The 12311-nt window shown below is 62.6% G+C and carries 11 protein-coding genes; 8 read left to right on the top strand and 3 right to left on the bottom strand.

The features are described from left to right. Positions 1 to 280 (bottom strand): hypothetical protein (locus tag VEK15_16240; GenBank protein HXV62251.1); only part of this gene is annotated, 280 nt, incomplete at its 3' end. 160 nt (positions 281 to 440) lie between these two features. After that, positions 441 to 2516, bottom strand: coding sequence for a S9 family peptidase (locus VEK15_16235; protein HXV62250.1), 2076 nt, complete (start codon positions 2514 to 2516; stop codon positions 441 to 443). Positions 2517 to 2621: 105 nt separating this feature from the next. Here VEK15_16235 and VEK15_16230 point away from each other — a divergent pair, with 105 nt between their 5' ends. From VEK15_16230 to VEK15_16215, 4 genes are all read left to right on the top strand, one after another. Next, positions 2622 to 3896, top strand: a complete 1275-nt coding sequence (locus VEK15_16230) for a serine protease (GenBank protein ID HXV62249.1) — start codon at positions 2622 to 2624, stop codon at positions 3894 to 3896. Continuing rightward, entirely contained in the window at positions 3878 to 4858 is a 981-nt protein-coding gene (locus tag VEK15_16225; protein HXV62248.1) for an FHA domain-containing protein, read from the top strand. The genes VEK15_16230 and VEK15_16225 overlap by 19 nt, the downstream gene beginning before the upstream one ends. A gap of 154 nt (positions 4859 to 5012) precedes the next feature. Beyond that, positions 5013 to 5246, top strand: a complete 234-nt coding sequence (locus tag VEK15_16220) for a ribbon-helix-helix protein, CopG family (protein ID HXV62247.1) — start codon at positions 5013 to 5015, stop codon at positions 5244 to 5246. Beyond that, the gene (locus VEK15_16215; protein ID HXV62246.1) at positions 5243 to 5692 is read left to right on the top strand and encodes a PIN domain-containing protein; all 450 of its coding nucleotides are present in this window, start codon (positions 5243 to 5245) and stop codon (positions 5690 to 5692) included. The genes VEK15_16220 and VEK15_16215 overlap by 4 nt, the downstream gene beginning before the upstream one ends. A 5-nt stretch (positions 5693 to 5697) precedes the next feature. Here the strand turns inward: VEK15_16215 and selD are convergent, their stop codons facing one another. Then, positions 5698 to 7953 carry a selenide, water dikinase SelD gene (selD, locus tag VEK15_16210; protein HXV62245.1) on the bottom strand — a complete coding sequence of 752 codons (2256 nt, stop codon included), beginning with the start codon at positions 7951 to 7953 and terminating at the stop codon, positions 5698 to 5700. A 138-nt stretch (positions 7954 to 8091) separates the two neighbouring features. Between selD and VEK15_16205 the strand changes: the two genes are divergently transcribed. The 4 genes from VEK15_16205 to VEK15_16190 all read left to right on the top strand — a co-directional run. Continuing rightward, positions 8092 to 8544: a hypothetical protein gene (locus tag VEK15_16205; GenBank protein HXV62244.1), complete on the top strand. Its 453-nt coding sequence runs from the start codon at positions 8092 to 8094 to the stop codon at positions 8542 to 8544. Between the two features lie 81 nt (positions 8545 to 8625). Then, positions 8626 to 8946 (top strand): PadR family transcriptional regulator, encoded by a 321-nt coding sequence (locus VEK15_16200; GenBank protein HXV62243.1) that lies wholly within the window; start codon positions 8626 to 8628, stop codon positions 8944 to 8946. Then, entirely contained in the window at positions 8943 to 11603 is a 2661-nt protein-coding gene (locus tag VEK15_16195) for an ADOP family duplicated permease (GenBank protein HXV62242.1), read from the top strand. The genes VEK15_16200 and VEK15_16195 overlap by 4 nt, the downstream gene beginning before the upstream one ends. A gap of 148 nt (positions 11604 to 11751) precedes the next feature. Continuing rightward, the coding region (locus VEK15_16190) for a hypothetical protein (protein ID HXV62241.1) at positions 11752 to 12311 on the top strand (560 nt) is incomplete at its 3' end.

The following is a 12311-nucleotide window of genomic DNA, read 5'->3' as shown; positions in this document are numbered from 1 at the left end:
AAAGGGCGATCTTCTTCCCGTCGTGCGTGGTGATCTCTCCGTGAATGTGAAGCTGGAATCGGCCATCGGCCCGAATCTGCAAGTAGTCAACCCCGGTGACATTTCCCTTGAGTCTTGGGCCCTTTGACTCACCCTCGAACGCAACATCGAACTTGGCCCCCTCGGGCGGGGGAGCCGTATCTCCTGCCATCAGCGCCTCGAAACTGACTCCGTATTCGGTCATTCCCGTGATCTTGACAGTGTATTCGTACAGCAAGTCTCCGACTTCGATCGTGCTCATGAATACTCCCTCCTCCGTGGGTAAGAAAGAACAGTCTGTGGCTAGTCCCGATAGTGTAATAAACGTTGTGGGAGTTTCCTCGCGGGCCTCCTCCAGGCCGATTGTACCGTGCTCGCATGCCACGTGCCCTCGGATGTAGCCCAGCTCGATCCGAGTCGGTTCAGTGAGAAGCGTATGAAGAAGATGATGCTCCCGAGCTCGGGAGAAAGTGCTTATCGTACCAGGCGATGCTGCGCTCCATCAGATCGATCTGATGTCCGATCTCCCGGATTCCGTGTCCTTCGCGCGGATATCGAACCATCATCGTCTCGACGCCCACGTCCTTGAGAGCGACGTAGAACTGCTCGGATTCGGCGATCGGCACGTCGTTGTCGTTCTCCCCGTGGACGAGCAAGACCGGAGTCTTCACCTTGGCCACGTGCTTGAGCGCCGAGCGCTCCCAGAGGACGTCCATCAAGTCGCCTTGATGGGGGAATGTCCCGAACTCGACGGCGAGATAGTCGTGGTAGTACGCCATGTAATTGAAGCTGATCAGATTCGAGATGCCGTACATCGGGATCGCCGCTCGGAATCGGTTCGTTTGCGTGACGAGCCACATCGTCAGCTGCCCGCCGTAGCTTCCTCCCTGGAGTCCGAGCCGGTCGGCGTCGATCCATTCGGTGCGGCGCACTACGGCATCGACACCGTAGAGCACGTCCTGGGCCTCACCTCCGTTTTGATCGCCGAAGATCGCATCGGCGAAAGCTTGCCCGTATCCGGTCGAGCCCCGGTAATTCACTTTGAGAGACGCCCATCCGCGCGCGGCATAGACCTGGGTGCGGTAGTCGAGCTCGGGACCATCTTGTCCATGCGGACCGCCTTTGATCACGGCGATCAGAGGATGCTTCGAGCCTGCGCTCCGACCGAGAGGGTGGGTAAGGAAGGCCTCGACTTCGGTTCCGTCGAAGCTCAGAAAGGTGACGGACTCGACCTCGGCGATCTCGCGGCTACTCAGGAGCTCGCGATTGAGATCGGTCAGGAGTCGTGGCTCCGCGGGTCCTGACTTGAGGTAGAGCTGCGGCAGATCGCGCTCGGTGGCCGTGGAGTAGGCGATGACGCCACCCTTTCCTAGAGACCAGGAGGTTCCCCGCCCGCCGAGCCGCGGCATCACTGCCGAGGGCTCCTCTCCCGAAAGCGGGAAACGATAGAGTCCGATGCGGCCTCGTTCCTGAACGGTGCACCAGATCTCCTTTCCGTCCGGGGACCAGGCGTGATCGCGCTGGCGATTGTCCACGGTAGCTCCGAGCTCTCGGCGCTCGTTGCCTTCGGCGTCCATGATCCAGAGGTGCGTGTCCTCCATCGTGGTCTCCGAGGAAGTCAGCCCGCGCTTGGTTCCGAGATAAGCGATGGAGCTGCCGTCGGGAGACCATTGCGGCTGGTACTCGATGTTCTCCGTGCGGGTGAGCCGGCGAACGCTCCCATCCGAGACCTTCACCGCAAAGATGTCGTAGTTGAAGAAACGGTCCGGGTCCGGCTCCCAGTTCGACACGAACAGGATCTCCTCGCCCGAGGGGGACCAATCGATGGAGTGCTCATAACGACTCCCATGGGTGAGCTGCCGGAGGCCGCTCCCATCGATCGATACGGTGAAAATGTGAAGCCGCCGGTTGTCGTTGAAGCGAGTGGATCCTTCACCGGCGTGGGGTTTGTAGAGATATCTCGTGATGACGGCGGGATCCCCGCCGGCGTCCTGAGTCTCCGGTCCGGCGACGGCCGAGACGAAAGCGATGCCACGGCTATCGGGAGACCAGGCGAGACTCTCTCCGCTCGAGGGAAGCGGATGGTTCGTTCCCTGGACCTTCGCGAGGAGCTTTCCGCTCCCACCGCTGGCGGGAACGACCATGAGACCGAATTCGCCCCCGTCGGCGCCGAAGTAGGCGATCCATTTCCCGTCGGGAGACCACCGCGGGCCCACGCCACGCGCGGTCTCTCCAAGAAGGGGAGCCGAGCTCGCGGAGTCGATGTCCCACACGAAGATCCGCGACGTCGTGTGGCGATCTCCCTCGCGGCTCTCGACGATATAGAGAATCTTCTTGCCGTCGGGCGAGAGTCTGACGTCGCTCACCGAACGGAGCTCGTGGAGATCCGACAGCTGTAAGCCGCGGCGCTCGCGGCTCGCGGCCGGTTCCACCGGAACGAGGGCGACCAGTAACAACGCGGGAAGACGCCGCGAAACGAAGCTTCCGAGCTTGTGCACTCTATTTGCCTCCTCGAACCCAGTGTGCGCCGAGAGATTATGACTCATTCCGCCCCTCGCGGGTGGTTCGAAGGCGTTGCCGGTGTATCATTGATAAGGTCCTCCATGTCACACTCCCGGCTCGGCGTTTTCCTCTCGCTCTTTCTGACGGCTTCGGCAGGCTCGCAAGTTCTGCCTCCTCCGACCGAGCTCGTTTTCGATCGTTTCTCCAATCGCGTGGTGAAGATCGAGGTCGAGGAGTCGGGGTCCGCCGCCAAAGCGTCCATTGGCTCCGGTCTCTTCGTCAGCCCCGACGGACATCTGATCACCAACTACCACGTGATATCGCAAGTCGTGCAGCACCCCGAGCGCTACCAGGCGCACTTCGTGGGCGCCGACGACGAGGAAGTGCCGGTAAGCGTTCTCAACGTCGACGTCGCTCACGATCTCGCCCTCGTCAAGACCGACCTCTCGACTCCGTCTCATTTCGTTCTCGGCGAGTTCGATGCTCCCCAGGGACTTCGCCTCTACTCCATGGGTCACCCGCTCGACCTCGGTCTCAACATCGTCGAGGGAACCTATAACGGATTTCTCAAACATTCGCTCGATCGGCGAATTCATTTCACCGGCTCGCTCAATCCCGGGATGAGCGGAGGTCCGGCGATCACGGCCGATGGACGCGTGGTGGGAATCAACGTGGCGAGCGCGGGAGAGCAGGTGAGTTTCCTGGTCCCCGTCGAAAGAGCGGTAGCTCTCGTCGATCGTTCCTGGGCAGATGATTTCGAGACGCCGTCGTCTCTGTTGGACCTGGTGCGCGACCAGATCGACGATTACCAGCGCAACTTCTATTCGGTACTTCTGGATAGCACGCCTCCCACCATTGCGCTGGGGGTTTTCTCGGTACCGACTCAACCCGCGGCCTTCTTCAACTGCTGGGCGGATGCCTATCGGGAAGACAGTGTGGCCTACGAAACCGTGGATCACCAGTGCTCGACGGTCGACTACATCTTCATTTCCGACGAGCTGGTGTCGGGACGGTTCTGGTTCTACCACCGGCTCATCGAAAGCGACGAGCTCAATCGGTTCCAGTTCGATACTCTCTACACGGACGATTTTCAACAGACCTACCACGGAATGGGCGGCGGAGAGAGCGAGGTCACCGAGTTCCGCTGCCACAGCGGTGCTATCCGGGAGCACCGCCTGGCCTTCAAGACCGTCTTCTGCCTTCGAGGCTACAAGAAACTGCCCGAGCTCTACGATCTGGTGTTCAAGGCGGCGGTCGTCGGCAAGCCTCTCATCGGGCTCGAGACGGCGCTCTTCGCGTCCGGTCTGAGCTTCGACAACGCGGAGGCGCTGGTTCGCTGGTACATGGGAGCCGTTGCGTGGAACGAGACAGAGTGATCCTGCTGGTCGAGGTCCTGGACCGGCGCGGGCGGGTGCGGGAGCGTGTGCGACTCGATCGCTATCCCGTACACATCGGTCGCGCCTATTCGAACGACGTCATCCTCGAGGATCGGTTCGTCTCGCCGGCACATCTGGCAGTACGGGAGGACGAGAGCGGAATGCTGATAGCCTGCGATCTCGACAGCGTGAATGGATCCTGGCTCGTCGAGGATGGCCGCCGTGTCCGTGAGTTTCCCATCGAATCCGCTCTGCGGATGCGTCTCGGGGAGACGGTGATACGCTTCGTGAGACCGGACCATCTCGTCGCACCTGCCGAGGTGCTTTCCCGTGAATCGAGCCAGCTCCTTTCGAAGCTGAAGGATGGCCGGCTGGCGGCACTTGCGATAACCGGCAGTCTGGGGGTCTTTCTCGCCGACGCCTATCTCGCTTCCTATTCCGCTTCCGCCTGGACCGAGGTCATCGGTCCCCCGGTCATGGCGCTCATGAGCCTGGGGTTCTGGGCGGGAGTCTGGGCGTTCGCGAATCGTGTTCTCACCCATCGCTTCGACTTCCTGCGACACTGGGCCGTGGCCTGCCTCGCCAGCGCGGTCATGGTGCTCGTCGTTCCGGCAAGCGAGTACGCCCAGTTCGTGACGTCCTGGGAAGATGTCGGCCTCGCGATCCTCTATCTCGGCTCGGGTCTATTGGTGGCCCTGCTCATCTACGGGCATCTGAGTATCATTCCCTCGGCGAGCCCACGTCGGCGCCGTTGGTGGTCACTCGGCACCTCGGGAGTCCTTCTGGGGCTTTCGGCTTTCTTCGTCCTCACCACGTCCCAGGGATTCTCCACCGACATCGAGTACGACATCCCACTCAAGAGCTTCGGCAGCGAATGGATCCCCGCAGGCTCGACCGAGGACTTTCTTTCGAGCGCCCGCGAGACGAAGGACTGGGTCGACGCGCAGATCTCGTCGCGCTGAATCGCAAGAAGCTCGGTAAAACCGGGCCTGGGCTCGGATTTGTTCTGGACTCGTTGTGGGCCGAGAAGCGGGTGTCTACCTATTGCCCACCACTACTTCTCGCAGTCCATCTCAAATGTTGACTAGATATTTAATATCAAAGTATAATCGATATGTGAAACCTGTATCTGTACATGTATCCGAGACAGCCTATGTGGAAATGAAGGCTCTCGCTACTTTGAAGGGGCGCCCGGTCGCCGAGCTGATCCGCCAGGCAATGGAAGAGTACCTCGAGCGGGAGAGAGGCCGGCGGGAATCTCTCTTGGATCGAGCCGCTCACCCGAGCGGACGGCTTCTGCGCCCGTGGACGCGAGACGAGCTCTTCGAGGAAATGGTCTCGCGCTCTTGACCCTCGGGGTTGATACCGACGTCCTCGTCAACTGGGTGATGGCCGGCGCTCCTAATCACCAGGCTTCCCGTGAGCTCCTCGAGCGGGAAGTTCGAAAAAATGGCAGCCAGCTCGGTGTCGTGCTGCAGACCCTTCTGGAGTTCCAGCATATCTCTACCGATCCGAGGCGTTTCGAAGAGCCACTCACCATGGCCAAGGCGCTCGAATGGAGCCAGGTGATTTGGGACAGCAAGGAGGTCGTACGCATTCTTCCGCGCGCTTCGGTATTGCCGCGCGTGGTCGACCTCATGAAGCGACACTCTTTGGGGAGGAAGCGAATCCTCGACACCGCCCTCGCGGCTACCCTGGAAGGCTCGGACGTGAGGCGGCTCGCCACGCTGAATCGAAAGGATTTCGAGGTCTTCTCATTCCTGGAATTGATTTCTCCTGGCGAGATCGACGTCTGAGAGGTCTATCGGGCGGGGGAGCTGGGAGCTCGTTCCGATTGGAGCTCGGAGCTCGTCGAGCGGGTGACGACCTCGATCAGCGCACCGTCCGATCGCCGCTCGGTGGCTCGGCCGATGACGGCAACTTCGTCGAGGCGTTCGCACGCTTCATCGACCTTCTCTGGCCGAAGACCGAAGACGAGGCCGCCCGACGTCTGCGGATCGAAGAGAAGCTCGAAGGCCGGGTGACGCGCGGCCTCCGGCTGGACGGCGATTCCCTTTCGCCATTTCGCGTTCTCTTCGTGGAACGTGCTGCGGAACCCTTGGTTCAAGAGAGAAAGCGCGCCCGGTAATGCTGGGAGGGAAGCCACGTCGATGACGGCGCTGACGCCGCTCGCACGCAACATGCCCGCGAGATGTCCCGCGAGACCGAAGCCGGTGACGTCGGTCATGGCTTGGGCTCCTAGCTCGGATGCGATGCGCGCCGCTTCGTCATTTTCCGTAAGCATCGATTCGATCGCCGCTCTGAGCCACGGTCCCTTGGCACGGCCCTGCATATCGGCGTGGAGAACGACGCCGGTCCCGAGGCGTTTCGTCATCAGGAGCTCGTCGCCCGCCTCGAGCTTGTCGACCGACAGAAGAGACCCGAGGTCCCCGAAGCCTTCGACGGAAAAACCGACCACGAGCTCGGTCGAGGTCGTCGTGTGGCCGCCAAGTAACGTGACGCCGTGTGGATCGAAGACGGCGCGCGCCCCGGAGAGCACTTGATACAAAATCTCCTCCGAGTCTTCGTCCGAGGCTTCCTTGGGGATCGATATCATCGCGAGGGCGTAGCGCGGTGAGGCGCCGGTGGCATAGAGGTCCGACAACGCGTTTACCGCCGCGACGCGGCCGACGAGGTATGGGTCGTCGAGAAAAGCCCGAAACGCGTCCACGCTGGTGACGACGGTGTCCCCGCCCGGTGTCTTGTAGGCCGACGCGTCGTCCGGAGTGTCGAGGCCAAGCACGACCGAGTCGTCCTGCGTCCGAGGCTCGAGCCGGTCGAGCGCGCGATCGAGCACGCTCTGCCCGACTTTCGCCGCGCAGCCTCCGCACAGGATCTCCATCTCCTTCGACATATCGGGAAGCGCACGGAAGGCTTCGGTCATCGCGCCCTCATCGTCGAGCACCTGGAACTTCTCCATGAAGGCTCGGTCGATGCGATCCTTGAGGCGCATGACCCACGGGCCCTCGAACGATGCGCCCCATTTCGCCCCGAGCGCGGAACCGTCCCCGAGGTTGAGCAGTGTAAGGAAATCGGCCTGCGGACGATAATGCCGCAAGGGCCTTCCTCCCTTCGCGGCGCGCAGGTTGTCAATGAGATAGGGCCCTTGCCGTACCGCGTAGACCCCTGCCTTGGGAGTGTCGGGATGGTCCATCAGCGTTCCGCAATCACCCACGGCGAAGAGATCGTCGAAACCCTCGATCTGAAGGGTGGAGCGCGTCCGCACGAATCCCCTCGGCTCGGTCGGAAGGTTCGATGCCGTGAATACCGGGTGGCTCACGGCGCCCGTGACCCAGATGAGCGCGTCGAAGGGGAGGTGCTCACCGTCGTTGAGCTCGACCTGGTTTGGGCGGACGGCGACCACTCGGCGGTTCGGATGGAAATCGATCCTTCTGGACTCGGCGTTGCGATGCACGCGTTCGATGAGGCTTCTCGGATAGCCGGGAAGCACGTCGTCACCCATGTGGACGAGGCTTACCTGGATTCCTTCATCCTGACGAGCGCCCAGTCGCTCCCAGATCGTGAAGGCGAGCTCCACCCCGCCGGCTCCGCCCCCGACCACGAGAACCCGATACGGAGAGCGCACCGATTCTGTCAGCGCGCCGATGCGGCGAACGAGCTCGGCGATCGGCCTCGTGGGAAGCGCATGATCGCGGACCCCCGGCAGATCGAGGCCGGCCACCGTAGAGCCGATATCGAACGAAGCGAGATCGTAAGGCACAGGCGGCCGGCCGGCGACGTGGATCTCTTTAGCCGCGGCGTCGACGCGAATCGCGGGCGAAAGGATAACCCGTGCCCGCGCCCGGCGGGCGAGCGGGATCACGTCGATCTCGAGCTCGTCCATGCGGTACTGTCCCGCCACGAATCCCGGCACCATGCCGGAGTAGATCGCCACGGGCCGGTCGAGAACCACGGTGATATGCGTCGCGGGGAGCGGCTCCATGGCGAAATGGCGAAGGACCTGCACGTGGGTGTGCCCGCCTCCAACCAGGACGAGCTCGGTTCGCGACTTGCTCACGCGGGAACATTCTATCCCAGCGTTTCGAGAAAACCGGGGGGCTTTGTGATCGCGGGCTACCTGCCGGCGCGTCGCAACGTTCGCCGGGATCCGATGGCCACCCTTCGTCAGGATGAGGGCGCGTGATATCTTGGGTAGGTGAAGACGGTTCTTCTTGCTCTTTTCCTGTCCGCCATCCAGGAGACGGCGGCGCCCCGAGTATTCGTCCGGGTCGACTCCGGAGCGGTGGAGGCAGGCGACCGGAAGCGAGTCAAAGAGCTGTCGGATTCGGTCCGTGACATCCGCGAGCAGATCCAGAAGCGGGTGGACCTGGTCAATGCCGACGAGAGAGCCGAGGCCGACGTCCTCGTCACCGTCCTCGATCGTCGCATCGAAGTGAGCCCCACGGGAGAGAACAACTACGGGGGCGAGCTCAAGCAGACCCACTACCAGAGCCGTTACATCCTCACCTACCGAGTCGAGACCGGAGGCCAGGCTCATGAGACGGAAACGGCGCTCGCGGGAGCGTTCGTGACCTGGAAGCGCGTGGCGGGCACCGTGGCCAAGGAGATCGGAATCTGGGCCCGCCATTACCAAGCGTCCGAAAAATGACGATTTTCGCGTCCGGCTCGAATTCGACTATTTTGCCTACAATGTGAACTTTCTTCCCGCCGGGAACGTATCGGGGTGAAGATGATTGGCGCTCTCGAGCAAATGGCGCTGCTCGCTGTCCTGAGGCTCAGGGAAGAGGCCTCCGCGGTGGCCATCCGCAAGGAGCTCCACGAGCGCACGGGAAAGAACGTCGGTAGAGGGGCCCTCTATACGGTGCTCGAGAGGCTCGAGGGAAAAGGCTACCTGTTTTCCTGGCTCGGCGAGCCGATGCCGGAACGGGGAGGTCGAGCCCGTCGCCACTACAGCGTGACGGTGTCTGGCGTGAAGGCCCTCCGGGAATCGAAGAAGGCCATCCAGAGTTTGTGGAGCGGCCTGGAATCCGTGCTGGGAAAGAGCTGGTGAGAGCGCCCAGCCCACCTCGACTCGCGGAGGCTCTCTTAGCCCGGGTCGTTCGGCATCGAGACCGATCCGAGGAGATTCTGGGCGACCTCGCCGAGGAGCACCGGGAGATCGTGCGAGCGCGGGGCCGGCTCGTGGCGCATCTCTGGTATTGGTACGAAGCGTTGGGGATTGGCAGCCATTACCTCTTCCGACGGCATCGTCGAAAGCGCGAACGCAGAAGGGACGGAACGATGAGAAGCCTGCTCCGGGATTCGAAGCACGCCCTTCGAGGGCTTCTGCGGGAGCCGAGCTACACCGCCATCGTGGTCGTGACGCTCGCTCTCGGTATCGGCGCCAACGCCGCCGTCTTCTCGATGGTGGATGCCCTCGTATTGCGCCCCTTTCCCATACCGGACATCGCCCGTCTCGTGATGGTCTGGCAGACGGATCCCTCACGAGACTGGGATCGATCCAACGCCTCGCCCGCGGACTTTCTGTCGTGGAAGGAACAGACGACCGGGTTCGATGACCTCGTGGCGATGGAGTGGTGGGACGTGAATTTGAGCGGTGTCGGCGAGCCCGAGAGGCTCCAGGGCTCATTGGTGACGCCCGGCTTCCTCGACGTTCTCGGCGTCGAGCCCCTTCTTGGCCGCACCCTCGGCGCGGATCGAGATCAGTTTGGGGCCAAGACCGCGGTCATCAGCTACCAGCTCTTCTCGCGCCGATTCGGAAGTGACTCGTCGATTCTGGGAACCGCCATACTTCTGAACGGCGAGCGATACGACGTGGTCGGCGTGGCCGAAGAGGGCTTCGATTATCCCTACGGCACCGACGTATGGGCGCCTCTGTGGTTCGACGCCGAGACGGCGGCGAACCGAGAAAGCCAGTATCTGACCGTCATCGGAAGAATGCGGGAGGGAACGTCCGTCGAAGACCTTCAGTCGGAGCTCGAGCTCGTCTCCGAGCGACTGGCACGGGAGTACCCGTCGACCAACGAGGGCCGCGGTGTCAAAACCATGGCGCTGGCGCGGGCGGTGATAGACCTCGGGGCCCCGGCGTTTCTCGCCATGTGGCAAGCGACGACGGCGTTCGTTCTCCTCATTGCCTGCGTGAACGTCGCCAATCTGCTCATGGCGAGGGGAGGTGAGCGTCAAAGGGAGCTGTGCCTCCAGCAGGCGCTCGGAGCCGGGCGGTATCGGATCGTGCGGCAGCTCCTCACCGAGAACTTGTGGCTCGCGGCTCTCGGCGCTCTTCTCGCCGTGCCCCTGGCGTGGCTGGGCATCGAGATCCTGCGGACGAGCATGCCGGCGAACATTCAGAGGTTCGTGGTCGGCTGGAAAGAGATCGACCTCGATTGGCGAGCGCTCGGGTTCACCGCAGCAGTGGCCCTCGTGACGGCGTTCGTTTTCGGACTCCTTCCGGCTTGGCGGGCGTCCCGTCCCGACCTGACGGCTTCGCTCAAGGAAGGAGGCCGCGCCAGCTCGCGGGGAAGAGAGCGCCAACGCGGTCGGAGCTTGCTCGTCGTCACCGAGGTCGCGCTCACCTTGATGCTCCTCGTGGCATCGGGCCTGAGCATTCGCGGAGCGATACGGCTGACACAATCCGACCAGGGGTACGACCCGGATGGCCTCATGACCATGGAGGTGGCCCTTCCCGAAACGAAGTACGACGAGGAAGAGGCGCGTCTCCAGTTCTACCGTGCGCTCGTGGAAGGCGCGCGACAGCTTCCTGAGGTCGTCTCCGCCGACTGCGTCAACATACTTCCCTCGAGCGGGTCCAACACGTCACGCGACATCGAGATCGAGGGGCAGCCCGTCGAGAACCCCTCCGAGAGGCCGCACGTCCAGTACCGCGTCATCACGGATTCCTTCTTCGAGACGATGCGAATTCCCATTTTTTCAGGACGGACTTTCGATGGCGGCGATCGGACCGATACCCGCCGGGTCACGATCGTAAGCCAGGGGTTCGCCGAGCGGTTCTGGACCGGTGATGACCCGCTGGGAAGGCGCTTTCGGATCTCGAGCGAGGAGGATGCCGAATGGCTCACCGTGGTGGGAGTTTCCGGTGACGTGCTCCACGATTGGTTCCTGGGAATACCGGGCGCGACGTTCTACGTGCCGATGGAGCAAGCGCCTCGTCTGGGTATGCACCTCGCCCTTCGCGTTCGCGGAGACCCGGAGGCAGTGACCCCCGCGGTTCGCGCAATCGTGCGCGAGATCGATCCCGATCAGCCGCTCTTCACCGTCATGAGCATGCGCCGCATGCTCGCCGAGCGGACGATCGGCCTTCGCTATGCCGCGAGCGTCATGGCCATCCTGGGTCTCATCGCCCTGGTGCTCGCCGCGGTTGGCATCTACGGAGTCATCGCCTACTCGGTGAGCCGGCGGTCTCACGAGATCGGGGTCCGCGTCGCACTGGGGGCCGATCGGAGGGACGTCCTGAAGCTCACCGTGGGCCAGGCGGTTCGGATCACGGGGCTCGGGATCGCCGCCGGACTCCTGCTCGCCTATGGAGCGGGCCGCCTGATGGCGAGCCACCTCTTCGGAGTGGTGCAGCTCGACGCCACGACATTCGTGGCTCTCGCGGGTGTTCTGGCCACGGCATCCCTGCTGGCTGGTTACGTTCCCGCTCGACGGGCTCTCGAGCTCGACCCCGTCGTCGCGCTCAGAACCGAGTGATTTGATGCGATAATCGTCCGCATTCGGGCTGCTTCGTAGGAATCAGGTGTTCCGGGGCTCCGTCGAAGGACATCCCGCCGGAAAAATGAGATGTGAGCCCGAAGGGCGAATAATGTGACATTCGCAAAAAAAACTCGGAGGACGAATCATGGCTAGCGGAGGACCACCTCCCGTTCCCAAGAAACAAGGACTGAGTCCCTGGGCCTGGCTCGGGATCGGCTGCGCCGGAATCCTGGTCGTGGGAGGCGTGGTCGCCGTGCTCGTCGGGATGTTCGTGTTCGGCAAGGTACGGGAGGTCGCGCGGGACATGGAGGAGGATCCCGTGGCGACGATGTCCCGCATGATCGCCGCCGCTCATCCCGAGGTCGAGCTCGTGGAGGCCGACAAGGACGCCCGGACGGTGACATTTCGCAATACCACTTCGGGCGAAGTCTTCACGTTCAGCTACGAGGATATCGAGGAGGGACGATTCTCTTTCACATCCGATGGCGAGACGGCGCAATTCGATTTCGACGCCGACGAAAGCGAGAGCGGGCGAATGACCGTCACGACCGACGAGGGAACGGCGACGTTCGGAGCCGGCAGCGACGTCTCCGACATTCCCGACTGGGTACCTATCTATCCCGGGAGCACTCCCAATGGGACCTATTCCTCGGAAACGCCGCAAATGAGGGCCGGCGGGTTCGGCTTCGAAACGAGCGACGGGGT

The sequence above is a fragment of the Vicinamibacteria bacterium genome, from assembly GCA_035620555.1.
GTDB lineage: Bacteria > Acidobacteriota > Vicinamibacteria > Marinacidobacterales > SMYC01 > DASPGQ01.
This window is presented reverse-complemented; position numbering and strand designations above follow the sequence as displayed.